The following is a 22,845-nucleotide window of genomic DNA, read 5'->3' as shown; positions in this document are numbered from 1 at the left end:
GTCGTATTCCCCTCCACTCTCACTCGGCCGGGGGAGCACCCTCCTCGGCCGGTGCCGCGTCGACCAGGTCGTCGTGCGCCTGCTCGAACTGCGAGCGGTAGAGGCGGTAGTAGGCGCCCTGCTGACCGATGAGCTCCTCGTGCGTGCCCTTCTCGACGATGTCGCCGTGCTCCATCACGAGGATGAGGTCGGCGTCGCGGATCGTCGACAGACGGTGCGCGATGACGAACGAGGTGCGTCCCTCGCGCAGCGCCGCCATCGCGTGCTGCAGCAGGAGCTCGGTGCGCGTGTCCACGGATGACGTCGCCTCGTCGAGGATCAGCACCGCCGGCTGTGCCACGAAGGCACGCGCGATCGTGATGAGCTGCTTCTCGCCGGCCGACACGTTCGAGGCATCCTCGTCGAGCAGCGTCTCGTAGCCGTCGGGCAGCGAGCGGACGAACCGGTCCACGCGCGTCGCGACCGCGGCATCCACGATCTCGTCATCGGTCGCCGAGGCGCGGCCGTAGCGGATGTTCTCGCGGATGGTGCCGGCGAACAGCCACGGGTCCTGCAGGACCATGCCCGTCCGCGAGCGGACGTCGTCGCGCGAGAGCTGCGCGATGTCCTGCCCGTCGAGCAGGATGCGTCCGCCGTCGAGCTCGTAGAAGCGCATCAGCAGGTTGACGAGCGTCGTCTTGCCCGCACCCGTCGGGCCCACGATCGCGACGGTCTGCCCCGGCTCGACGCGGAACGACAGATCCGTGATCAGTGGGTGCTCGGGTGCGTAGGCGAACTTCACGTGCTCGAACTCGATCACGCCACGCCCTTCGCCGCGGGCCGGCGCGTCAGCGGCATCCGGTTCCTGCTCGTCGGCGTCGAGGAGTTCGAACACGCGCTCGGCCGACGCGGTGCCCGACTGGACGACCGCGGCCATGCCGCCGAGTTCGGACAGCGGCTGCGTGAACTGCTGCGAGTACTGGATGAATGCCTGCACGTCACCGAGACGCAGCTGACCGCTGGCGACCTGCAGCCCGCCGAGCACGGCGATGCCGACGTAGGTGAGGCTGCCGACGAACGTCATCGAGGGCATGATCATGCCCGAGAGGAACTGCGCCTTGAACGCGGCCTGGTAGAGCTCCTCGTTCTCCTCCTGGAACTTGGCGCGGGCGTCGGCCTCGCGGCCGAACACGCGCACCAGCGAGTGCCCCGAGAACGACTCCTCGACGCGGGCGTTGAGGCGGCCGACTTTGCGCCACTGCACCCCGAACGCCTTTTGCGACTTCGGGCCGATGACGCCGAAGATGATCGCCATGAGCGGCAGGGCGATGAGGGCGACGATCGCGAGCTGCCACGAGATCGAGAACATCATGACGAGCACGCCCACCACCGTGAGCACGGCGGTCAGGGCACCCGACAGGGACTGCTGCATCGTCTGGGTGATGTTGTCGATGTCGTTCGTGACACGGGAGATGAGCTCGCCGCGCTGCACACGGTCGAAGTGCGACAGCGGCAGGCGGTTGAGCTTCGCTTCGACGTCTTCGCGCAGGCGCCACATCGTGCGGACCATGATCACGTTGATGACGTAGCCCTGCGCCCACGTCAGGATCGCCGACACGACGTAGATGACGAGCACCCACGTGATGATCACCTTGAGCGCGTCGAAGTCGACGCCCGAGCCGGGCGTGTAGTTCTGCATCGCGGCGACGATGTTGGCGAAGTCGTCCTGGCCCTGACCGCGCAGCGCGGCGACCGTCTCAGCCTGGCTCAGCCCGGCGAACGCGGGGTTGTCACCGAGCATGTTCGACAGGAACCCTTCGAAGACGATGTTCGTCGCCTCGCCGAGCACCTTCGGAGCGATCACCGCGAGGACGACACCGATCGCTCCGGCGAGCGTCACGAGGCCGAACATCCACTTGAACGGCGCCAGCAGGCCGATCATGCGGATGAAGCTGGGCCCGAACTGCGACGCCTTGCCCGGCGCGACCGAGTCCCACGATCCGCTGTTCAGGCGCGCCTGCTCGGCGAGCTCGGCTTCGAGCTTCTCCTCGTCGGTCATCTGCGTGTCCGGCGCGCTCATGCGTCCACTCCCAGCTGCGATTCGACGATCTCTCGGTAGGTCTCGTTGGTGGCCAGGAGCTCCTCGTGCGTTCCGACACCGACCATGCGGCCGGCGTCCAGGACGACGATGCGGTCGGCGTCGGTGATCGTCGACACACGCTGCGCGACGACGATCTTCGTCACCTCCGGTAGCTCGCGCCAGAGCGCCTGACGCAGCCGGGCATCGGTGGAGAGGTCGAGGGCCGAGAACGAGTCGTCGAAGACGAGGACGTCGGGCCGGTGCACGATCGCGCGGGCGATCGAGAGCCGTTGACGCTGCCCGCCGGAGACGTTCGTCCCGCCCTGCGAGATGCGGGCGTCGAGCCCGCCGTCCATCTCCTCGACGAAGTCGCGGCCCTGTGCGATCTCGAGAGCGTGCCAGAGTTCCTCGTCGGTCGCGTCCTCGCGCCCGAAGCGGAGGTTCGACGCGATGGTCCCGGTGAACAGGAACGGCCGCTGCGGCACGAGGCCGATGCCCTTCCAGAGCTCGTCGAGGTCGGCTTCGCGGACGTCGACACCGGCGACGCGGACCGACCCACCGGTGACGTCGAACAGGCGGGGGATGAGCGAGACGAGCGTCGTCTTGCCGGCACCGGTCGACCCGACGACGGCGACCGTCTCGCCGGGCGCGGCCGCGAAGGTGAGGCCCTCGAGCACGGGCGCATCCGCGCCCGGATAGGTGAAGGCGACGTCGTCGAACTCGACCGCACCGGGGCGCGGGAACTCCCGCACCGGCTTCTCGGGACGTGCCAGCCCGCCCTCGACCGCGAGGACCTCGCCGATGCGGTCGGCCGAGACGGCGGCGCGCGGGATCATGATCGTCATGAAGGTGGCCATCAGGACGCCCATGAGGATCTGCCCGATGTACTGCATGAAGGCGAAGAGGGTGCCGATCTGCACGCTGCCCTCGTTGACCTCGATGCCGCCGAACCAGATCACGCCGACGACCGTGATGTTCAGCACGAGCATCGCGAGCGGGAACATCAGCACGAACAGCGACCCGACCTTGCGGCCGACGACGAGGATGTCGGTGTTGGCGCCGCGGAAGCGCTCCTCCTCGATCGGTTCGCGCACGAAGGCGCGGACGACGCGGACGCCGGTGAGCTGCTCCCGGAGGATGCGGTTCACGGCGTCGAGCTTCTTCTGGTAGCTGCGGAACAGCGGCACCATCCGGCTGATGATGAGGATGCCGATGACCAGCAGCGCCGGCACCGAGACCCCGATGAGCCAACTGAGCCCGACGTCCTGTTGCAGCGCCATGACGATGCCGCCGATGGCGAGCAGCGGAGCGGTGACGAGCATGGTCGCGCCCATCATCGCAAGCATCTGGACCTGCTGCACGTCGTTCGTGTTGCGGGTGATCAGCGATCCCGCGCCGAACTGGGTGACCTCGCGCTCCGAGAAGCCGCTGACGCGGTCGAAGATGTCGCGGCGGATGTCGCGCCCGACCGCCATGGCGGCCCGCGCGGCGAAGAAGGTGGCGACGATCGAGGCCACGATCTGGCCGAGGGCGATGACGAGCATGAGCACGCCGTGCGACCAGATGTAGCCGACGTCGCCCTGCGTGACGCCCTTGTCGATGATGTCGGCGTTCAGGCGGGGAAGGTACAGCGCAGCCATGGCGGAGGCGAACTGGAAGAGCAGCACGCCGATCAGCAGCCAGCGGTAGGTCCGGAGGTACCGAACCAGAAGGGTTCCGAGCATATTCTCAGAGTGCCACCACCCGCCGACATCCGCGTCCCCCTGCGGGCGGATGTCCGCTCAGGGCGTAGGCGTCAGCTCGCGAGTTCGAGGAGCTCCTTGACGTGGCCGACGACCTCGCGGGGTCGGAACGGCTTGGCCACCACCTCGTCGACGCCGGCGCGGATCGCGTCCTCCTGGTCGGAGCTGTGGACGCGCGCGGTCAGCATGATGATGTGCGGCTGCGGGATGTCGGTGCTCCGCCGGATCTCGCGGGCCGCCTGGATCCCGTCCGTCCCGGGCATCATCCAGTCCATGAGGACGATCCGCGGCCGGTCCGCGCGGACCCGCTCGACCCCCTCGCGACCGTTGCCCGCGCGTGCGGTCGAGATCCCGGCGCGCTCGAGGCTCGAGACGAGGAGCATAGCGATGTCGTCGTCGTCGTCAACCACAAGAACGGAAATCGCCACCCCCGTACTCTGACACCGATCCTGCGGTGCGGGTAATCCGGACCCCGCCGTCGGTTCGTCGGGGGCTGTCCCCGGCGCGGGAGGGGGACCCGAGCATGAGTGAACGTCCGATGTGGAAGCCGATGCGACCCGAGGAGCTGTTCTCGCGGCTCCAGCTCCCGTTCGTCGCCGGGGTGACGTTCGTCGTCATCGCGGCGGGTCTCGCCGTCCCGAGCCTGTGGTCCGCCGGACCCGTCCTCGCCGGCGTGGGTCTCGCGTATGCGGCATCCGCCTTCTTCCTCCTGCCGCGGCGCGCATGGCTGCTGACGCCCTGGGGGATCGTGGTGCCGCTCGTCGACATCGTCGCGCTCGCCCTGCTGCGCGCATCGCTCTTCCCGTACATCCCGACCGTCGGCGTCCTCTGCCTCATGCCCTTCGCGTGGATCGCGCTGCGGTACCGCTGGCAGGCGCTCGCCCTCGTCTTCCTGGGTGGGCTGCTCATCGCGGGGCTGCCACTGGTCCTGCAGGTCGAGACCGTGTCGACGCCGCTGATGGTCCTCAACCTCCTCACACTGCCGTTCCTGACCACGGGCATCTCGGTCGGTATCCACCTCGCCGTGAAGAGCTTCCGCAAGAGCCGACAGGAGGTGGAGGATGCCGCGCACCGCCTGCAGGCGAACCTCGAACAGTCGCGCGACGATGAGATGGTCCTGCGAACCGTCCTCGACACGGTGAACGGGGCCGTCGCGTTCTACAACGCGGAGGGTCGTCCTGTGCTGGCCAACCGCGCCGCACACAAGCTGACCGGCGTCGTCGGCTTCCGCTTCGACGAGGCGCCGTACGCGGGGCCGCACGTGTTCAAAGCCGATCGGAAGACCCCGGTTCCGTGCGCCGAGCAGATCATCCCGCGTGCCCTCCGCGGCGACGCCATCCGCAACCACCTGGAATGATTCGGCCAGCCCGGCGACCAGGTCGCGATCCTCTCGTCCTCGGGTCGCGTGCACCGCTCGAACGGCGAGCTGCTCGGCACGGTGGTTGCGGCCTACGACGTCACCGACCTCGCCGACGCCATCGAGGCGCGCGAGGAGTTCCTGACGACCGTCTCGCACGAGCTGCGGACACCCCTGACCTCCGTCGTGGGGTACACCGAGCAGGTGATCGACATCCTGGGCGAGGATGCCGAACGCCTCGGCATCGGCACGGCGCTGGGCGCGATCTCGCGCAACAGTGAAGTGCTGCTCGAACGGGTGTCGCAGCTGCTCACCGCCGGCAACAAGAAGATGGTCCTCGCTCCGACGGTCGTCGACGTCGCGGAGCTCGTCGAGGAGACGGTCGCCGTGATGGAGCCGCTCGCGCGACAGGCCGGTGTCTCGTTGTCGCTGGAGTGCGACGAGAACGTCATCGCCGAGCTCGACTCCCGTCGTATCGAGCAGGCGGTCGAGAACCTCCTGACGAACGCCGTCAAGTTCACGCCGTCCGGCGGGTCGGTCTCCGTCAGGGTCACCCACGTGGCGGACGGCGACCAGGTCCACATCGCGATCAGCGACACCGGCATGGGTATGACGGCCGACGACAAGCGACGTGTGTTCGATCGGTACTACCGGGCCACCGCCGTGCGGAAGGACGCCGTCCAGGGCATCGGTGTCGGCCTGTCGATCGTCAAGTCGATCGTGTCCGCCCATGCCGGCGAGGTGGACATCGAGAGCGAGCCCGGCGAGGGGACGACGATCACGCTGTGCCTTCCGCGCATGCGGGAGCCCGTCGCGCCGGCGGAGGAGTTCGCGCTCTCGGCGTGACGACGGCCCCGTCGCTATGCTGTCGCCGTGACTGGCCCCGCAGACGAGCCCCGCAGCCCTCGCCGGGCGCGGGACGCGCGGTGGCTGCGCGCGGCGACGGATCGGGTGCCGACGACGTGGATCCCCGGCATCCTCACCGCGGTGTTCCTCGGCGCGGCCGCGGCGTTCGGCGGGCTCGAGGCGGTCGCCGCCCCGCCGGTCGCGACCCTGGAACCGGGGGAGACGCACGTGAACGACATGCTGTCGATCACGGTCGAACGTGCCGTGCTGATCGACACGCTGAGGGACGCCGGCCTGTACGCGGACCCGGAAAAGGGGGAGCGTGTCGTCGCCGCAGTGGTGCGGGCGGAGAACGTCTGGGACACCGCGCTGCCGGCGGCGGCCCAGGGGAAAGGGCTGTCGGGGTCGATCATCGCCAGTGATCTCGGTGGGCGGTATCCCGACGCGGTGGCTCGCCTCGACGACGGGAACACGGGCCCGTGGTTGCAGCCCGGGGTCCCCGTCGAGCTGGTCGTCGGGTGGATCATCGAGAAGGACGACCTGACGGATGCCGATGAGTTGTCGCTCGAGATCCGCGATTTCTCGCTCGTCACGGGAAAGCTGGTCGCGACCGGGGAATGGTGGGACACCCCGGTCGTCGTCGCCGAGATGGACGTCCCGCTCACCGATGTCGGCGCGGGCGCGAATCAGCCAAGTCAGGGGGCATCCCGGTGAGAGGCGTCACGGTGTGGGCCGGGGGCATCGTCCTGCTGGTCGCGGCGTGGGGAGTCACGCAAATCCCCGCAGGCCAAGCGTTGACAGAGTCGTCCTTCGTCCAGTCCGTCGACGTCGGAGACCGCGCCGTCGGACGGCAGATGGCCGTCACCGTCACGGACGTCGCCGCAGCCGAGCGGATCTCGGATGAGGTCGGCTGGGCCGCCGACGGGGCGTGGGTCGTCGTGGACCTCAGCGTCGAGGCCGTGAACACCGAGGAGGGCGCCGTCCTCGGCCTGGCCACCCTCCTGATCGACGGCGACACCTACCGCGCCAGCGAACGACCCGTGTCGCTGCTCGGCAAGGCGCTGCAGGTGGGGGTGCCGAAGACGGGGAGTGTCGCGTTCGAGCTCCCGGCGGGGATGCGGGACGGCACCGCCGTCATCCGCTTCACCGTGAGCGATCGCGACTGGCGTCTCGATTCCGTCGTCGAGTTCACCGTCGATCTCGGCAGCCTACGCTGGGACGACGAACGCGAGCTCGCCCCGCTCGCGGGGGGTGGCGTGTGAGTGCCTGGTGGCGCAGCAATCGGCGGGCCCTGCTCGCGCTCGTCGTCATCGTTCCCCTCACCGCGGGGGTCTTCCTCGGGTGGGAATGGTGGAAGGTCGCGCGGTACGAGCCCACCTTCCCGACGGTGGCCGAGCAGGGCCGCGCCGCGGACTTCGCCGACATCACCTTCGGCCCGGCCACCGCGACGGAGGTCTCACTGCTGGGCGTGACGGCTCCCGAGGGGACGAAGTTCCTCTGGGTGCGCGTTCCCGTCGATCGTCACGGCGCGGCGACCGGCTGCACGCTCACGGGGTTGCGTGAGTTGGGCGGACAGGGCCGCTTCTGGAGGGACGAGTCCAAGACGGTCGACTGGGACTACCGCCGGTACACGGCGTGCCCGAACGACCGGCGGAGCGACCTATTCCCGCGCGGGGCGTTCCAGATCGACGTGCCGTTCATCGTCCCCGACGACGTCGAGGGCCCGCTCGGTGTCGAGCTCGTGATCCCGGACGAGCTGCCGGGCTACGTCCGACTCGTCGTCGTGCCCTGACGCGACGACGGGCGCCCCGATGAGCGCGCCCACCGTCGCGTCGTAGGCACCGGCGATCACCACAGTTCGGATCGGTTCGATGATGACCGGGGCGATGAGGAGGAACAGTGCCCCGCCGGCGCGCCAGAAATCGTCGGGGCTCTGCGGTCCGACCAGGCGGGTGACCCCGAAATCGATGAGATCCTGCGCCAGCAGGACGAGGACGTAGGCGAGGACGTAGCAGCCGATCAGCACCGGGCCACCGCGCCACATCAGGACGACCGCGCGCCAGATCGGCTGGAAGCGCGAGCCGAGGCTCGCGCCGATGTCGGCGAGTCGGCGACGCAGCCGCTGCGGGATGCTGCCGTACCGCTGCCGGGCCCGCTCGGCGATCCGGCCGCGCCACTGGACCCCCCGTGGCGCCACAGCCTGGCCGTAGACGACGCCGGCGACGGTGAGCCAGGCGAGGGGGACGGCGACGAGCCCCACAGCCTCTGCCGTGACCGTCGCCACGGCATCCCACACCCATCCCAACGGGGCGAACCAGTCGCCGATCGACTCGCGCAGCTGACCCACCCACGCGATCGCGCGGCGGGACTGCACCCACGCGGTCAGCTGTCCTGTCGCGTTGCCGACGAAGTAGGCGGCGAGGAAGATCCACAGACCGTCGAGGTAGGTGGCGACGAGGGAGCTCCAGCGGGGCAGTCGCCCACGCCAACGGCTCCACGCCCACCGTCCGACGAAGGCGAGCACGACCACCGTGATCGTCATCGGATCCCACGGGAGCTTGTCGACGGCGCCGGAGACGTCGGCGTCCACGCCGGTGACGGCCCCTTCCGCGATTCTCCCGATCTTGACCTGAAGCGCGGCGTCGAGATAGGTCGCGACGTCCTCGTTGAGGAAGCCGAGGGCGGCATACACCGCCAGGAAGGGGAGGACGGACGACAGCATCGCGTCACGGAAAGCGACTCGTCTGCCGGGTCCATCGGTCGGAGGCGGCGCGATCGCGCCGAGGCGCGTCATCCCGTCCCGCAAGACGAGGAACATCCCGACGAGGCTCACGAGCTTCGCGAGGATCGCGAGGGGGATGATCAGCATGCCGCCGAGCGCCGTGTAACCGCCGACGTATCCGGCCGCCTCCAGCCCGATGTATCGGCCGAGGACTCCCGCGAGATACCACGCGACGAGCGCGGGCCAGTGGCGCACGAGGAGGCGCCACGTCATCCCGAGCATCGTCCGCACGGTCTTACGGTAGCGGCAGGTCGGATGCCGCGTGGGGTTAGCGTGAGCCTCATGACAGCCACGTTCACCGAGGTCACCCGCGCGGCCTGCGCGCCGGAGGAGCTCTTCACCCTCTCGCTGTCGATCGACGCGCATCTCGCGTCGATGGCACGCTCCGGTGAGCGCGCTGTCGCCGGGGTCACGAGCGGGACCATAGGGCTGGGAGAGACGGTCACCTGGCGGGCGCGGCACTTCGGTGTCGTGTGGACGATGACGTCCCGGATCACCGCGCTCGAGCACCCGCGTCGGTTCGTCGACGAGCAGGTGCGGGGGCCGTTCCGATCGTTCCGCCACGAGCACCGCTTCGAGCGCGACGGGGACGTCACCGTGATGACGGATGTCGTGACGCTGCGCTCGCCGCTGTTCGGCCCGATCGTCGAACCGCTCGTGCCGCGCCCGTATCTGCAGCGGCTCATCCGCGCCCGGAACGCCGTCCTCGTCGCCGCGCTGTCCGGGCCGCGACCGGATCCGACTCCCTGAGAGCTGTTCATGCCCGTCCAGCGGGGATTTCGGGGCCGCGCGCGATAGCGTGGGAAGGCGCACTCCGTCGGTGCACGGCGACTGTCTGAGTTCGTCGCTCGCGCCGCCGGCCCCCGGATCGGTCCGCTCACGCGGCCGGTCCACCGAAAGGAACCCATGAGCACTGGCAGTGAACCGGCACGCGCGTACGCGCACGTCTCCGGCGGAACCGCACGGTTCACGACGGTCGACGGCGCCGAAGAGACCCTCGAAGCCGCCGACGTCGACGCCGTCCGTCGCCTTCTCATCGACCGGGTGCGAGCGGATGCCGTCGCTTCCGGTGCGCCCATCGAGCTCGTCACGAGCGGCGACCGCGGCGAGCACCACCTGCTCGTAGACCCGACGGGCGACATCGACGTCGAGGTCGACGACCGCACCGTGACGCGTGCCGAACTGCGACAGCAGGCCTGGTGGACCACGGAGCCGGAGGCCGAGGCTGAACCTGAGGTCGAGGCCGAGGTGGAGGTGGAGCCCGAGGCAGAGGTCGAGGTCGAGCCGGAATCCGCGGCCGAGCCCGCCCTTGTCGCCGAGGTGCCCTCGTTCTTCCCGCCGGCCCGCTCCGACGACGCCGCGATCTCCGAGGCGCCCGCCGCGTACGACGACGGCGACGACGACGACCTGGACGACGACGTCGTCGACACCCCCGCAGAGTGGGTCCCCGCCCGGGTGACCGAGATCCCCGCCGCAGCACCGGCCGCTTCCATCGACGCCGACGCCGACAGCGGCACCGACCCGGTCGATGTCGCGCGCGCGTCGTTCGAGTCGGACGAGCAGCCCGCGCTCGATGCGCCGCCGACGACCGACGCCGCTCCCGCCGCCGACACGCCCTTCGAGGCATCCGCTTCCCAGGGTCCGCGTCCGTCGTTCATCGAACCTGCCGGCGAACACCCCGCCACCGTCTCTGGGTGGCGCTCGTTCTTCGTGCGCCTCGGCATCCCGATCCGCCCGTCGATGGCCGAGCTCGAGCGCGCCGAGCGCGAGCGGGCCGTCTCCCGCCAGTGGGCCGGATGCCGCGCCATCGCGGTCGCCAACGGCAAGGGCGGCGTCGGCAAGACGATGACCACCGCTGTCCTGTCCGCGGTCTTCGCACGCCACGGCGGAGGCAACGTCCTCGCGTGGGACAACAACGACACCCGCGGGACGCTCGGCTGGCGCACCGAGCAGGGCGACTACGACACGACGATCCGCGACCTGCTGCCCGAAGCGGCGAGACTGCTCGAAGCGACGGCATCCGTCTCGGACATCGCCCGCTTCGTCCATCACCAGTCCGTCGACCGTTACGACGTGCTGCGCTCCAACCCCGAGCTGCTCGCAGCGGACCAGCGCATCACGACGGCGGACTTCGATCTGCTCGCTCAGGTCGCGGCCCGCTACTACCGCATGGTGATCTTCGACTCCGGCAACGACGAGTCGGCCGATCGCTGGTTGCGGATGATCGACTCCGCCCACCAGCTCGTCGTCCCGACGCTCGCCGCTCCCGAGTCGGCGGAGTCGGCGGCGCTCCTTCTCGACGCCCTCCGCAAGCGCGACGAGCACTCCCGTCGCCTCGCCGACGGAGCGGTCGTCGTGGTCGGGCAGTCCGAGCGGGCCGGGATCAGCGCGGCGCAGCGCATCGCGGCGGGCTTCGAGGGCCACGTCCGCGCGGTCGAGATCATCCCCTTCGACGACTCCCTGAAGGCGGGCCGCATCCGCTACGACGCGCTCCAGCCCCGAACGAAGGACGCATGGATGCGCGCCGCGGCCGCGGTGGCTCAAGGACTGTAGGTCCGGTGTGCGCATCGCCACGGGGGTGATGTTCGTCCTTGCCGTGCTGGCCGGACTGATCCTCGTCGGCGGCCTCTTCCTCGACACCCGGGAGAGCGCGGACGCGCGGTGCTGGTTGGACGATCACCCGGCGGGTGTCGCGGTGTCCGAAACGGCTCTTCTCGCCGCGGAGGCGACCCTGTGGCCCGTGGGCCGCCAGTGCACCTGGGCGGCGGCGTCGGGCGGCGACGCCATCGTCACGCAGACGGGGTGGCCGAGGACGATCGGCTTCCTCGCCGTGACGGTGGTCTCGGCGGGCCTGGCGGTCGTCGGTGCGATACGGCGGCGCGCCGGCGCTGTCGCCCCGCTGGTCGTCTGCGTCCTCGCTCTCGGAGTAGCCGGCTTCTGGGCGAACTGATCAGGTGCGGACCGCTCGAGTGGGACGGCGCTGGAGGTCGCCGCCGCAGTTCGGGCAGGCGGCATCCGTGAACCCGACGACACAGGACGCGCACCACGTGCACTCGTACGAGCAGATGAAGGCCTCGGCGGCCGCGGGCAGGGCGCGGTCGCACGATTCGCAGGCGGGTCGCATCTCGAGCATCCTCCGACGATACGAGTGCCGGTATCGCCGCCGAAGGCGAACGGATGCCGGAGGTCGAAGGAATCCTGCCGATCCGAGGCGCCGGGCGTGCGGGAGGATGGGCGAATGACCGCTCCCGATCACGACACGCGGCTGATCGAGGTCGCCGCGCGGCTCAGTGTCGCCCCGGCCGGTGTTTTTGTCGCGCAGCGGACCGCCGCCGCGAAGGATGCCGAGGATCGAGACCTCGCCGCGGCCATCCGTGGCCTGCGGAAGCCCGTCCTCGCCGCGTGGGTGGTCAACCTCCTCGCCGCCGAAGACCCGCAGGCGCTGGCGCCCGCCGTCGAGCTCGCCGAGGCGTTCCGTGACGCCGCGGATGCCGGTGACGCACGCGCGCTCGCGGAGCTCACGGCGCGGCGCCGCGGCATCCTGCACGACCTCGTCGACCGTGCCCTCACCCTCGCGGCCGACAACGGCGTGGACGTCGGTGCCACCGCCCGCGCCGCGGTCGAGCAGACCCTGGACGCAGCGCTGCGGGATCCGGATGCCGCGGCCGCCGTCGCGAGCGCGCGGTTGCTGCGTCCCATCGAGGCGACCGGCATGGACCGGCCCGATCTGACCGACGCGGTGTCGGGTCCGTTCGACGCGGGCTCTGCTGAGCCGGACGGAGGGGACGAGCTCGCCGATCGACGCGCCGCCCGCGACGCCGCTCGAGCAGCGGCAGAGGCCCGGCGCCACGCCGAGACCACGGAGAAACACCTCGCCCGCGCGGAGGATCGGCTGGCGGCCGCCCGGGCGCGGGTCGCGTCGCTGGAGGAGCGCCTCGCCGAGATCGACCGCGAGCGTGCCCGGACGGCGAACGACCTCGACGCCGTTCAGGAAGAGGCGGCCCAGCTCACCGAGGAACGCGCGGCCGCTCGCGATGCTGCCCGCCGGGCGAAGAAGGCCGCTGAGGCGGCGTCCACATGATCAGCTGCGCGAGCGGTGCTGATCGAGCGCGGTCGTCGCGGTAGACCAGACCAGGGTCTGCACGACCTCTTCGGCGCGGTCGTAGCGGGCGCCGGACAGCACGACGTACACGGCGCCGACGACGTCGATGAAGCCGGCCACCTGGCCGCCGATCCGCACTTCGTAGCGAGCGTCGCCGATCAGATCCCACTGGATCCGCGAGGCCCGGGTCGCGGCATCCGCCGGTCGACGGGCCGGTAGCGCGCGCAGCGTTTCAGGATCCACATACATCTTCCGCACCTCGTCCCTCGCACCCGGCCGACACCTGTCCCAGGGGACCACCATCGCCCGGGCTCCGGTCGGTGCAGAGGGGATTGACGGGATGCCGCGAGGTCGCTACGCGAGGACGGGGGAGTCGGCTGCCGTCTGACGCACGGCATCCGTCACCGTGTCGAGAAGCTCGGACGACAGGTTCCACCGCTGCCAGTACAGCGGGACCTCGATCGTGTCGTCGGCGAGGACGACGAGGGATCCGTCGGCGATCCCCGCCTCGAACTGGCCGGGGAGCAGCATCCCCCAGCCGAGTCCCAGGACGATCGCCTGCGCGAACTCGGCCGACGCGCTGATGACGTGGCGTGGCGGCTCCCGCCGTGCGCCGTGGCGATGTGCGAACGAACTCTGCAGGGTGTCGTGGCGGTCGAAGTCGACCCGGGGAGCGCTCTCGAGCGCCGCGCGGTCGAGCCCCCGCGGGAACCATCGTTCGGCGAAGTCTTGCGTCGCGACGGCGGTGTACCGCATCCGTCCGAGCGGGGAGGCGACGCACCCGGCCACGGGCTCCCGCTGCGACGTCACGGCGGCCATGACGGTACCGGCGGCCAACAGCTGTGCGGTCCGTTCCTGGTCCTCGCGGTGCAGTTCGAACGTGACCGGCCTCACCGTGGTGGCGGCGGCGAGGGCCGGCAGGAACCAGGTGATCAGCGAGTCCGCATTGACGGCGAGCGACACGAGAGGAGCGTCGGTGTCGTCGCCGAGCGCCCGCCGCGCGTCGTGCTCGAGAAGGTCGAGCTGGCGCGCCAAGCGCACCAGTGGCTCGCCCGCCTCGGTGGCGGCGATCGGCTTGGTCCGGCGCAGCACCGGCCGGCCGACGCGCTGCTCGATGACACGGATGCGCTGACTCACGGCGCTCGGCGTGATGCCGAGGCGTGCCGCCGCGCGGTCGAGCGTGCCCGCATCGATGGCCGCCACGAGGGTGCGCAGGTGCTCGAACGGGATGTCCACGCCCGCCATTCTACTGAAGGAATGCTTCAGATCCTGAAGAATCTTTCGCTGTACTGCACGCTCACGGATCCCTAACGTGGACAACGTGTCTCCCGATCTCGCCGCCTTCCTGTCCGCCCTGGGCCTCTGTCTGGGTCTGATCGTTTCGATCGGGGCGCAGAACGCGATCGTCCTCCGGCAGGGGCTGCGCCGGGAACATGTGGGCATCGTCGTCCTGGTCTGCGTCGTCAGCGACGCGATCCTCCAGACGCTCGGCGTCGCAGGAGTCGCGACCCTCGTGACCGCTCACCCGTGGCTCGAGACACTGGCCCGGTGGGCGGGAGCCGTCTTCATCGCGGGCTTCGCGATCGTCAGCGCGCGTCGCGCCTGGCGCGGCGGAGGCAGCCTCGACGCCGCCCCCGACGACCAGGCAACGGATGCCGCGGCGGCTGGCGGCACCGTCCTGACCCGGCCGCGCACGGCCACCCGGACGGCGACGCTCCTGACGATCCTCGCCGTGACCTGGCTGAACCCGCACGCGCTCGTCGAGACCACCGTCGTCCTGGGATCCGTCGCGGCGACGCACGGCGATGCGCGCTGGTTCTTCCTCGCCGGCGGCATCACCGCCAGCACGCTGTGGTTCGTCCTCTTCGGCTACGGTGCGCGCTACTTGGCGCCGCTGCTGCGCACCGAACGAGCGTGGCGCATCCTCGACGGCGGGATCGCCGTGATCATGCTCGTCATCGCCGTGACCCTCGTCCTCGGGTGAGGTCAGGGGAGCGGAGGAGCGTCAGTGCGCGGCGTCGTACGCGTCGAGCACCTGCGCGGGAACGCGGCCGCGCTCCGACACCTGGTAGCCGTTCTTCGCGGCCCACTCGCGGATCGGCGCGTAATCGCGCTGGCCGGAGCGCTTCTGCACGCGGCCGCCGCCGGACGAGCCGGCCGGGCGACCGGCGGACGTGCGGTTCGAAACGCGCCGGGCGGCGTCGATGTACGGTGCCAGCGTCTCCCGGAGCGCGTTCGCGTTGTCGTGGGTGAGGTCGATCTCGTAGGCGGTGCCGTCGACGGAGAAGAGGACGGTCTCGCCGTCGCCGACCTCGAGGACGGTGCCGTCCAGGTCGTCGACGAGCTGATGCACGATTTTGCGGGCCATGCGCTGAGCATAGTGGCGCCGGTGGCGGCTACGGCAGCAAGCCGGCCCGGCGCGCCTTGGCGACGGCCGCGTGGCGGGTCGAGGCATCCAGCTTCGCCATCGCCGCCTGCAGGTACGACTTGACCGTCCCCTCCCGCAGCGACAGTGAGGCAGCGATCTCGGCGTTGGTGGCCCCGAGGGCGCAGCAGGCGAGCACGTCGAGCTCGCGAGGCGAAAGGGCGACGTCGAGCGGAGCGTCGGCCGCGGCGGGCCGGGCGATTCCGGCGAGTCGTCGCTCGACGGCGGCGATCCGCTCGCGCAGGTCGGGATCGCCGACGGATGCCGCGATGCTCCGCAACTCCGCATAGCTTTCGCGGAGGTCCTCCTGCGCGGCTGCCGGGAGGGCCGGCTCGGCGGGGAGGAGGGCTGCCACGCGGCGGTCGACCTCGTCGCGCACGCGGAGTTCGGTCGCCAGCATGTCGGCGGCGCGGAAGGCGGGGCGACTGACGAGGTCGCCGACCGGCCCCGGGGTCCACGAACCGCAGTAGACGATGCCGCGCGGACGGCCGGTCACCACGACGGGGACGGCGAGGAGAGTGGAGATACCCTCGCCGAGGATCGCGCGGTCGTAGTCGTGCGTGATGGTGCGAGCGGTGCGGTAGTCGAGCGCCAGGCGTGGACGCCTCTCGAGCATCGCCGCTCCGCCGAGGCCCCGGCCCGCTTCGACGACGAGACCCTCGATGCTGCGCGTGCGGGTCCCGGCGATTGCGGTGACATGGACGGCGCCGCCGCGCTCGAGTCCGCCGAAGACGACGGGAAACCGGGTCTGACGAGCCAGATCCGACACGGCTCGGGAGACGAGCCGCGTGTCCGCGTCGCTCTCTGCCGACGATCCCACGCGTACCTACTTCCGGGGGTGACGGCACCTCTGCCGCCTTCGTACGGTCGAACCTACCACGCGGCTGATTCCCAGGAACGGCCCGTGAGAGCACTGTCGCTCACCCCATGAGGCAAGGAGGCCACATGTCGTCCCAGTCCCCCCACGGAGGCGTGGAAGGGAGTGCCATCGACTACGTCGCGGTCGAAGGATCGCCGCGTTTCGTCGAACTGAAGAAGAAGCATCGCAGCGTCGTCTTCCCGCTCGCCCTGCTCTTCCTCGTCTGGTACTTCGTCTACGTCCTGCTCTCGTCCTTCGCGCCCGACTTCATGGCGCAGGAGGTCTTCGGCCACATCACCATCGGCCTGCTCCTGGGCCTCGGCCAGTTCGTCACGACGTTCGCGATCACGATGGGCTACGTCGCCTTCGCGAACCGCACGCTCGACCCGATCTCGTCCGAGATCCGCTCCGACCTCGAGCGTCAGGAGGCGCGATGACCTCCGTCCTGCTCGCTGCCGCACCCGCCACCGCTGCGGAGAACAACCCCGTCCTCAACATCTCGATCTTCGGCGCGTTCGTCGCGGTGACGCTGTTCATCGTCATCCGGGCGAGCCGCAACAACAAGACGGCGGCCGACTACTACGCCGCCGGTCGCTCGTTCACCGGCCCTCAGAACGGTTTCGCCATCGCCGGTGACTACCTGTCGGCGGCATCCTTCCTGGGCATCGTCGGCGCCATCGCGATCAACGGCTACGACGGCTTCCTCTACTCCATCGGCTTCCTCGTGGCGTGGCTTGTCGCGCTGCTGCTGGTCGCCGAGCTCATGCGCAACACCGGAAAGTTCACGATGGCCGACGTGCTGTCGTTCCGTCTGAAGCAGCGCCCCGTGCGCCTCGCGGCCGCGATCACGACGCTCGCGGTCTGCTTCTTCTACCTGCTGGCGCAGATGGCCGGTGCCGGTGGACTCGTATCGCTGCTCCTCGGCATCACCGAGCAGATCGGGCAGTCGATCGTCGTCGCCGTCGTCGGCGTCCTGATGATCGTCTACGTCCTCATCGGCGGCATGAAGGGCACGACCTGGGTGCAGATCGTCAAGGCGTTCCTGCTCATCGGCGGCGCCATCGTCATGACCATCTGGGTGCTCGCGATCAACGGGTTCAGCCTCGACACGCTCCTCGAGTCGGCCGTCCAGAAGTCGACCACCGACCCGCAGGAGGCGATCCTCGGTCCGGGGTTGCAGTACGGCGCGAACCCGTGGGACTTCATCTCCCTCGCGATCGCCCTGGTGCTCGGCACCGCGGGCCTGCCGCACGTCCTGATGCGCTTCTACACGGTGCCGACCGCCAAGGAGGCTCGTCGCTCCGTCGTCTGGGCGATCTGGCTGATCGGCCTCTTCTACCTGCTGACGCTGGTCCTCGGCTACGGCGCCGGTGCGATCGTCGGGTCGGAGACGATCAAGGCGGCACCCGGTGGCGTCAACTCCGCGGCCCCGCTGCTCGCGGCGGCTCTGGGCGGACCGGTCCTGCTGGGCTTCATCTCTGCGGTCGCCTTCGCGACGATCCTCGCGGTCGTGGCCGGACTGACGATCACGGCGGCGGCATCCTTCGCCCACGACATCTACGCGAACGTCGTGAAGAAGGGGAACGTGCCCCCGGACGGCGAGGTGAAGGTCGCCCGTCGCACGGTCATCGTGATCGGTGTGCTCGCGATCCTCGGCGGCATCGGTGTGCAGGGGCAGAACGTCGCGTTCCTCGTGGCACTGGCCTTCGCGGTCGCCGCCTCGGCGAACCTCCCGACGATCCTGTACTCCCTGTTCTGGCGCAAGTTCACCACCCGCGGCGCGGTGTGGAGCATGTACGGCGGTCTCGCCACCGCGATCGTGCTCATCGTCCTGTCGCCCGTGTTCTGGGGGACCGAGACGAGCGTGTTCAAGAACGTCGGCACGGCGATCTGGCCGCTCAACAACCCGGGCATCATCTCGATCCCGGTGGGCTTCCTCCTCGGCTGGCTGGGATCGGTGACCTCGCGCAATGCGGAGGACGCCACCAAGGCCGCCGAGATGGAAGTCCGCTCGCTGACCGGATACGGCGCCGAGAAGGCGGTCGATCACTAACCGAGCGGATGCCGCGACGAGGCGGGCAGGGACGGCCTACACGTCCCTGCCCGCCTCCGTCATGCTCGGCCCGTCCCCGAGGCGACCCGCTCCTCGAGATCGAGGAGGAACCGCTTGTGCTCGGGCCGACCCCCGTACTCGCCGATCGACCCGTCGCTGCGGATCACCCGATGCGCGGGAAGCACGATCGACCACGGGGTGCGGGCGCACGCGGTCCCCACCGCGCGATGCGCCCGCGGCGCCCCGGCCGAGATCGCCACCTCGGCGTAGGACGCCGTTTCGCCGTACGGCACCTCGGCGATCGCCTCGAGCGCGCGTCGGGTGAAGCCCGCAGTGAGTCCCCAATCCAGCGGAACGGTGAACTCCCGACGCTCGCCCGCGAAGTACTCGTCGAGTTCGGCCGCGGCGGCGGCGGACGGACCGTCGTCCTCGGTGGGCACGGCATGCAGCAGCAAGCTGAGCCGGGCCACCTCGGCGTAGGCCGGGCCGTCCAGGACGGACAGCGCGGCGAGGCCCTCGCCGGTCGTCACCAGGAGGGCCTCGCCGATCGGTGTCGGGTGCACCGAGTAGGTTGCGTTCGTCATGCCCTCATCATGGCGCGGGGTCACCCGACGCACGTCGGGGGAGCGGCCGGGTGGGGAGGAGCGGCATCCCGGACCGGATGTGGAGGAAACGGGGCGTACACGACAGCCGATCCGCGAAACTCGGCCGTCGATCCCGCTTTCCCAGCGCGACGCGCCTAGTGTTTCTCGTGTGTGGCGAGCAGAGAGCGGTGCTGTGCGCGGCGAGACGGCCGAGCAGATGCCCTCGGTGACCCCGGCGGACGTGACGCTGTCCGACCCGGAGGTGCTGGTCATGCACGCGGCGGTGCCCGAGCGGAAGCGTCTGCGCGAAGAAGCGGCGCAGCTCGGCGGTGCGTCGACGCTGCTGCACTACCGCGACGACGGCGATGCCGGCATCGATATCACCAAGGCGCACCCGGGCAGCCTGCCCCAGTTCATCACGGGGCGGCCGACGCTCCTGTCCAACATGTTCCGCGACGAGGTCGCCCTGCGCACCGCGCGGTTGGCCGCCGAACGCATCACCTCGAAGGACGTCGAGCTGCGCACCGCGCGCGGGCTCGACACCGTGCACCTGGCCATCGGCATGGCATCGTGGCGCATCGGCAGCACGAGCTGCATGGCCCCCGTGCTGCTGCGCCCCCTGACGATCCGCCGGCACCACACCGATTTCGACCTGCGCCTCCACGGCTTGTTCCGCGTGAACCCCGAACTCGTCACCGCCGCGCGCCTCCATTTCGGTGTCGACCTCGACGGCGACGCACTGGCGGCCCTCGCTTACGACGGCGGGGTGTTCCAGCCGCAGCCGGTCATCGATCGCCTCCGCGCCCTCACGGCGCAGGTCCCCACCTTCACGGTTCAGCCGCGACTGATCGTCTCGACCTTCGCCGACGTCGCCTCCGACATGGAACGGGATGCCGTCGACCTCGACCACCCCGTCCTCAACGCACTCGCCGGCCACCCCGCCGACCGCGAGCGCCTGTCGTTCGTCCGGCCGCAGCCCCCGTCGATCGGTCTCGACGACCGCACGCCCGCCGCCGACCGGCTGCTCCTCGACGCGGATGCCGAGCAGGAGGCAGTCCTCGCTCGGATCACGGAGGGGCAGTCGCTCGCCGTCCACACGCTCCCCGGCACGGGCGGCACGCAGACGGTCATCAACGCCGTCGGCGAACTCGTCCGCTCGGGCAAGCGCGTCCTCGTCGTCAGCGCGCGCCGCTCGACCCTCGACGGGGTGCGGCACCGCCTGACCGGTATCGGACTGCAGGGTCTCGCCGTCTCGCCCACGCGTCTTCACCGCGACCTCATCCGCGCGATCGGTCGCAACGAGAAGGCCGAGCAGCCCAAGGTCGCCGAAGTCGACGACGCGCTCGTGCGCCTGCGCTCGGTCCTCCGCGACTACCGCGCCGCGCTGACGCAGCGTCACGCCTCGGTCGGCGTCTCCCCGCTCGAAGCACTCCGTGAACTGACGCGCATCGGCGAGCACGAGCCGCAGCCCTCCGCGACGACCCGTTTCGACCTCGCCACCGTCCAGCGGCTCGCCACCCGTCGCGTCGAGGCGGCCGAGGCTCTCGCGGCATCCGCTCGGCTCGGCGAGTTCCGCATCGGACCCGACGACTCACCCTGGTACGGGGTCGCGTTCTCGACCACGGAAGAGGCGCGCGCCGCGCACGCCCTCGCCGGTCGACTGCACCGGACCGAGGTGCCCGGGCTCCTGGAGCGCGGGTACGAACTCATCGGGCAGACCCGGATGCGGCCGTTCACGACGATCGCCGAGATGGGCACGTACGTCCAGCTGCTGCAGGGCATCCGCGCGTCTCTCGACCGCTTCAGCCCCACGGTCTTCGAGCGGCCCCTCACCGACCTCATCGCCGCCCACTCGTCGCGTCGCGACTCGGCACAGATGACCCCCGCGAACCGGCGCCGGCTGCGTCGCCTGTCGAAGGAGTACGTGCGTCCCGGCATGCACGTCACCGACATGCACGAGGCGCTGATGCGGGTCCAGAATCAGCGTGCGCAGTGGCAGCAGCTCGTCGACGCGGGCGTGACGCCCGAGATCCCGATCGGGCTCGACGACGTCGCCTCCGCCTGGCAGCGCGTGAACGCCGATCTCGCCGACCTCGACCGCGCGCTCGGGCGGACGGAGGGGCTCGCGTCGCTGCCCGTCCCGCAGCTGCTCCGGACGCTCGCCGGGCTCGCCGCGGCATCCGACGTCTTCGACAACCTCGTCGAACGTGCGGCACTGCGTAGCGAACTCGCCCAGCTGGGGCTCGAGCCGCTGCTCATGGAGCTCTCGACGCGTCACGTGCCCGAATCCGAGGTCGCGAGCGAGTTCGAGTACGCCTGGTGGCGCTCCGCCCTCGAGGCGATGCTGCGGTCGGACCGCGCCCTCCTCGGCGCGAACACGCAGGTGCTGGACAGACTCGAGCGCGACTTCCGTCTCGTCGACGAAGCCCACGCGTCGTCGTCCGGACCGCTCCTGTCGTCGGAGCTCGCCAAGCGCTGGCGCATCGCGATCGTCGACGAACCGCGCGAGGCCGCATCGCTGAAGGCGGCGCTGCGCGGCGGGACCGCGTCGGCGGACGAGCTCGTCGCGGCGGCCCCGACCCTCATGCGGGTGCTCGCTCCGGTGTGGCTCGCCTCGCCGTACGAAGTGCCGCACGTGCCCGACCATCCCGACTTCGACGTCGTCATCATCGCGGATGCCGCGGCTCTCTGCCTCGCCGAGGCGACGCCCGCGCTGCGACGCGCACGCCAGATCGTCGTCTTCGGCGATCCGGTCACGCAGAAGCCGACCCCGTTCCGACTCTGGTCGGGTCGCGGTGAGGAGTTCGAGGCGCCCGAGGTGCCCTTCGACGACCGGAGCGTGTTCGACCGACTGAGCGAGCTCCTCCCCGTCGAGACACTCACCCGCAGCTACCGCGCGGGTGGAGAGGATCTCGCCGAGCTCGTCAACGACGCCTTCTACGGGGGAGCGATCAGCTCGCTGCCGTGGGCCGGTTCCTACCTCGGCCGCGGCAGCCTGAGCGTCGACTACGTCGAGGGCGGCACGGGCGCGCCGGATCCCGATACGGGAGCGGTGGAGAGTCCGGATGCCGAGGTCGCCCGCGTCGTGACCCTCGTCGTCGAACACGCGATCAACCGCCCCGCAGAGTCGCTCATGGTGGTCACCGCGTCGGCGCGCCACGCCGATCGCATCCGCGCGGCCGTCGCGAGCGCCTTCGCGGGACGCTCCGACGTCACGGACTTCGTGGGTCGCGAGACGGCCGAGCCGTTCGCCGTTCTCGGCCTCGAGGAGTCCGTCGCCGAGAGCCGCGACCGCGTCATCTTCTCGCTCGGCTTCGGGCTCACGAAGCACGGGCGCGTCCTCAGTGACTTCGGCGACCTGTCCACCCCCGACGGTGAGCGGCTGCTGACGGTCGGGATGACGCGCGCCCGCCGGTCGATGGTCATCGTCTCGTCCATCCGTCCGTCCGCGTTCGACGAGGGACGCCTCACGCACGGCGCCGCGACGCTCATGTCGATCCTCGGACGCATCGCCGCGCGCGGCCGCGACGCCCGCCTCGAGGACCTCGCCGACCCGCTCACGCTGACGCTCGCCCAGCACCTGCGAAGCCTCGGCGTCTCGGTCGACGTGCACTACCGCGGTGGTCAGCTGCCTCTCGTCGCCCAGTACAAGGGCAAGGCCGTCGTGGCCGACCTCGACCCCGAGAGCACGCACGACAGCCTCCGCGAGACACTCCGTCGTCGTCCCCAGCTGCTGCGTCGCCTCGGGTGGCACTACGTTCGCGTGCACGCCTTCGAGGTCTACAACGACCCCGCCGCCGTCGCTCTGCGCATCGCCGGTGTCATCGGCGTGCAGCCCGAGACGCCGTCGGCCCCCGGTTCCACCCAGCCGATCGATGTCGACTGAGCGCCAGCGCGTCGAGCGGGTCCCGGGCTCCCGGCGCGCGAAGTTGACGCCTGCGCCCGGGACGGACACGACCCCGGATACGACGAACGGGCCGGACGCGGGGGAACCCCCGGCATCCGGCCCGAACGACGATCGTCTGCGGAACGACGT

At 70.4% G+C, this 22,845-nt stretch carries 22 protein-coding genes; 12 read left to right on the top strand and 10 right to left on the bottom strand.

Annotated features, from left to right (window positions below):
- Positions 1-19: 19 nt before the first annotated feature.
- From AC4NN1_RS04500 to AC4NN1_RS04490, 3 genes are all read right to left on the bottom strand, one after another.
- The gene (locus tag AC4NN1_RS04500; RefSeq protein ID WP_116228783.1) at positions 20-2,059 is read right to left on the bottom strand and encodes an ABC transporter ATP-binding protein; all 2,040 of its coding nucleotides are present in this window, start codon (positions 2,057-2,059) and stop codon (positions 20-22) included.
- Positions 2,056-3,783: an ABC transporter ATP-binding protein gene (locus tag AC4NN1_RS04495; protein WP_018188501.1), complete on the bottom strand. Its 1,728-nt coding sequence runs from the start codon at positions 3,781-3,783 to the stop codon at positions 2,056-2,058. Before AC4NN1_RS04495 ends, AC4NN1_RS04500 begins: the two co-directional genes overlap by 4 nt.
- A 71-nt stretch (positions 3,784-3,854) precedes the next feature.
- Positions 3,855-4,229 (bottom strand): response regulator, encoded by a 375-nt coding sequence (locus AC4NN1_RS04490; RefSeq protein ID WP_336124138.1) that lies wholly within the window; start codon positions 4,227-4,229, stop codon positions 3,855-3,857.
- A 95-nt stretch (positions 4,230-4,324) separates the two neighbouring features.
- Here AC4NN1_RS04490 and AC4NN1_RS04485 point away from each other — a divergent pair, with 95 nt between their 5' ends.
- Genes AC4NN1_RS04485 through AC4NN1_RS04470 form a run of 4 tightly spaced genes read left to right on the top strand, consistent with a single transcriptional unit; the run spans position 4,325 to position 7,266 of the window.
- Positions 4,325-5,158, top strand: a complete 834-nt coding sequence (locus AC4NN1_RS04485; protein ID WP_491954647.1) for a hypothetical protein — start codon at positions 4,325-4,327, stop codon at positions 5,156-5,158.
- 48 nt (positions 5,159-5,206) lie between these two features.
- Complete coding sequence (locus tag AC4NN1_RS04480; RefSeq protein ID WP_491954646.1) at positions 5,207-6,004, top strand: sensor histidine kinase; 798 nt, start codon at positions 5,207-5,209, stop codon at positions 6,002-6,004.
- 27 nt (positions 6,005-6,031) lie between these two features.
- A complete protein-coding gene (locus AC4NN1_RS04475) occupies positions 6,032-6,718 on the top strand; it encodes a hypothetical protein (protein ID WP_491954645.1) in 687 nt (228 codons plus the stop codon).
- Positions 6,715-7,266, top strand: a complete 552-nt coding sequence (locus tag AC4NN1_RS04470; protein WP_491954644.1) for a DUF4352 domain-containing protein — start codon at positions 6,715-6,717, stop codon at positions 7,264-7,266. Before AC4NN1_RS04475 ends, AC4NN1_RS04470 begins: the two co-directional genes overlap by 4 nt.
- Positions 7,267-7,664: 398 nt before the next feature.
- Here the strand turns inward: AC4NN1_RS04470 and AC4NN1_RS04465 are convergent, their stop codons facing one another.
- The gene (locus AC4NN1_RS04465; RefSeq protein WP_491954643.1) at positions 7,665-8,999 is read right to left on the bottom strand and encodes a hypothetical protein; all 1,335 of its coding nucleotides are present in this window, start codon (positions 8,997-8,999) and stop codon (positions 7,665-7,667) included.
- Positions 9,000-9,068: 69 nt separating this feature from the next.
- Here AC4NN1_RS04465 and AC4NN1_RS04460 point away from each other — a divergent pair, with 69 nt between their 5' ends.
- The 3 genes from AC4NN1_RS04460 (at position 9,069) to AC4NN1_RS04450 (ending at position 11,736) form a co-directional block, all read left to right on the top strand.
- Complete coding sequence (locus AC4NN1_RS04460) at positions 9,069-9,536, top strand: SRPBCC family protein (RefSeq protein WP_491954642.1); 468 nt, start codon at positions 9,069-9,071, stop codon at positions 9,534-9,536.
- A 156-nt stretch (positions 9,537-9,692) separates the two neighbouring features.
- Positions 9,693-11,339, top strand: coding sequence for an AAA family ATPase (locus tag AC4NN1_RS04455; protein WP_491954641.1), 1,647 nt, complete (start codon positions 9,693-9,695; stop codon positions 11,337-11,339).
- A 7-nt stretch (positions 11,340-11,346) separates the two neighbouring features.
- Positions 11,347-11,736 carry a hypothetical protein gene (locus AC4NN1_RS04450; RefSeq protein WP_491954640.1) on the top strand — a complete coding sequence of 130 codons (390 nt, stop codon included), beginning with the start codon at positions 11,347-11,349 and terminating at the stop codon, positions 11,734-11,736.
- On the opposite strand, the gene AC4NN1_RS04445 is transcribed toward AC4NN1_RS04450, so the two are convergent.
- Positions 11,737-11,919, bottom strand: coding sequence for a DUF1272 domain-containing protein (locus AC4NN1_RS04445; RefSeq protein WP_491954639.1), 183 nt, complete (start codon positions 11,917-11,919; stop codon positions 11,737-11,739).
- A 105-nt stretch (positions 11,920-12,024) separates the two neighbouring features.
- On the opposite strand from AC4NN1_RS04445, the gene AC4NN1_RS04440 reads away from it, so the two are divergent.
- Positions 12,025-12,867: a hypothetical protein gene (locus AC4NN1_RS04440; RefSeq protein WP_491954638.1), complete on the top strand. Its 843-nt coding sequence runs from the start codon at positions 12,025-12,027 to the stop codon at positions 12,865-12,867.
- On the opposite strand, the gene AC4NN1_RS04435 is transcribed toward AC4NN1_RS04440, so the two are convergent.
- Positions 12,868-13,137, bottom strand: coding sequence for a hypothetical protein (locus tag AC4NN1_RS04435; RefSeq protein ID WP_020096949.1), 270 nt, complete (start codon positions 13,135-13,137; stop codon positions 12,868-12,870). It abuts the gene before it with no gap.
- Between the two features lie 105 nt (positions 13,138-13,242).
- Complete coding sequence (locus AC4NN1_RS04430) at positions 13,243-14,133, bottom strand: LysR family transcriptional regulator ArgP (RefSeq protein WP_116229319.1); 891 nt, start codon at positions 14,131-14,133, stop codon at positions 13,243-13,245.
- 67 nt (positions 14,134-14,200) lie between these two features.
- On the opposite strand from AC4NN1_RS04430, the gene AC4NN1_RS04425 reads away from it, so the two are divergent.
- Positions 14,201-14,872 carry a LysE/ArgO family amino acid transporter gene (locus AC4NN1_RS04425; RefSeq protein WP_491954637.1) on the top strand — a complete coding sequence of 224 codons (672 nt, stop codon included), beginning with the start codon at positions 14,201-14,203 and terminating at the stop codon, positions 14,870-14,872.
- 21 nt (positions 14,873-14,893) lie between these two features.
- On the opposite strand, the gene AC4NN1_RS04420 is transcribed toward AC4NN1_RS04425, so the two are convergent.
- A complete protein-coding gene (locus tag AC4NN1_RS04420; RefSeq protein WP_018188487.1) occupies positions 14,894-15,256 on the bottom strand; it encodes a histone-like nucleoid-structuring protein Lsr2 in 363 nt (120 codons plus the stop codon).
- Between the two features lie 28 nt (positions 15,257-15,284).
- Positions 15,285-16,133 (bottom strand): helix-turn-helix transcriptional regulator, encoded by an 849-nt coding sequence (locus tag AC4NN1_RS04415; RefSeq protein ID WP_311857284.1) that lies wholly within the window; start codon positions 16,131-16,133, stop codon positions 15,285-15,287.
- A 125-nt stretch (positions 16,134-16,258) separates the two neighbouring features.
- On the opposite strand from AC4NN1_RS04415, the gene AC4NN1_RS04410 reads away from it, so the two are divergent.
- Positions 16,259-16,609 (top strand): DUF485 domain-containing protein, encoded by a 351-nt coding sequence (locus tag AC4NN1_RS04410; protein ID WP_176770663.1) that lies wholly within the window; start codon positions 16,259-16,261, stop codon positions 16,607-16,609.
- Positions 16,606-18,225 carry a monocarboxylic acid transporter gene (locus tag AC4NN1_RS04405; RefSeq protein ID WP_491954636.1) on the top strand — a complete coding sequence of 540 codons (1,620 nt, stop codon included), beginning with the start codon at positions 16,606-16,608 and terminating at the stop codon, positions 18,223-18,225. The genes AC4NN1_RS04410 and AC4NN1_RS04405 overlap by 4 nt, the downstream gene beginning before the upstream one ends.
- Positions 18,226-18,284: 59 nt before the next feature.
- On the opposite strand, the gene AC4NN1_RS04400 is transcribed toward AC4NN1_RS04405, so the two are convergent.
- Positions 18,285-18,809 (bottom strand): methylated-DNA--[protein]-cysteine S-methyltransferase, encoded by a 525-nt coding sequence (locus tag AC4NN1_RS04400; RefSeq protein ID WP_116228798.1) that lies wholly within the window; start codon positions 18,807-18,809, stop codon positions 18,285-18,287.
- 217 nt (positions 18,810-19,026) lie between these two features.
- Here AC4NN1_RS04400 and AC4NN1_RS04395 point away from each other — a divergent pair, with 217 nt between their 5' ends.
- On the top strand, positions 19,027-22,695 hold the full coding sequence (locus AC4NN1_RS04395; protein ID WP_491954869.1) for a DEAD/DEAH box helicase: 3,669 nt from the start codon (positions 19,027-19,029) through the stop codon (positions 22,693-22,695).
- Positions 22,696-22,845: the final 150 nt, after the last annotated feature.

The sequence above is a fragment of the Microbacterium sp. MDV22-iso44 genome (assembly GCF_058629135.1).
This window is presented reverse-complemented; position numbering and strand designations above follow the sequence as displayed.

What these genes read in the sequence shown, in the direction of transcription:
- AC4NN1_RS04495 (WP_018188501.1), bottom strand. Translation starts at nt 3,783, where the DNA reads ATGCTCGGAACCCTTCTGGTTCGGTACCTCCGGACCTACCGCTGGCTG.
- AC4NN1_RS04440 (WP_491954638.1), top strand. Translation starts at nt 12,025, where the DNA reads ATGACCGCTCCCGATCACGACACGCGGCTGATCGAGGTCGCCGCGCGG.
- AC4NN1_RS04430 (WP_116229319.1), bottom strand. Translation starts at nt 14,133, where the DNA reads ATGGCGGGCGTGGACATCCCGTTCGAGCACCTGCGCACCCTCGTGGCG.
- AC4NN1_RS04420 (WP_018188487.1), bottom strand. Translation starts at nt 15,256, where the DNA reads ATGGCCCGCAAAATCGTGCATCAGCTCGTCGACGACCTGGACGGCACC.
- AC4NN1_RS04400 (WP_116228798.1), bottom strand. Translation starts at nt 18,809, where the DNA reads ATGACGAACGCAACCTACTCGGTGCACCCGACACCGATCGGCGAGGCC.
- AC4NN1_RS04395 (WP_491954869.1), top strand. Translation starts at nt 19,027, where the DNA reads ATGCCCTCGGTGACCCCGGCGGACGTGACGCTGTCCGACCCGGAGGTG.
- AC4NN1_RS04460 (WP_491954642.1), top strand. Translation starts at nt 9,069, where the DNA reads ATGACAGCCACGTTCACCGAGGTCACCCGCGCGGCCTGCGCGCCGGAG.
- AC4NN1_RS04455 (WP_491954641.1), top strand. Translation starts at nt 9,693, where the DNA reads ATGAGCACTGGCAGTGAACCGGCACGCGCGTACGCGCACGTCTCCGGC.
- AC4NN1_RS04435 (WP_020096949.1), bottom strand. Translation starts at nt 13,137, where the DNA reads ATGTATGTGGATCCTGAAACGCTGCGCGCGCTACCGGCCCGTCGACCG.
- AC4NN1_RS04405 (WP_491954636.1), top strand. Translation starts at nt 16,606, where the DNA reads ATGACCTCCGTCCTGCTCGCTGCCGCACCCGCCACCGCTGCGGAGAAC.
- AC4NN1_RS04445 (WP_491954639.1), bottom strand. Translation starts at nt 11,919, where the DNA reads ATGCTCGAGATGCGACCCGCCTGCGAATCGTGCGACCGCGCCCTGCCC.
- AC4NN1_RS04500 (WP_116228783.1), bottom strand. Translation starts at nt 2,059, where the DNA reads ATGAGCGCGCCGGACACGCAGATGACCGACGAGGAGAAGCTCGAAGCC.
- AC4NN1_RS04485 (WP_491954647.1), top strand. Translation starts at nt 4,325, where the DNA reads ATGAGTGAACGTCCGATGTGGAAGCCGATGCGACCCGAGGAGCTGTTC.
- AC4NN1_RS04410 (WP_176770663.1), top strand. Translation starts at nt 16,259, where the DNA reads ATGTCGTCCCAGTCCCCCCACGGAGGCGTGGAAGGGAGTGCCATCGAC.
- AC4NN1_RS04465 (WP_491954643.1), bottom strand. Translation starts at nt 8,999, where the DNA reads ATGACGTGGCGCCTCCTCGTGCGCCACTGGCCCGCGCTCGTCGCGTGG.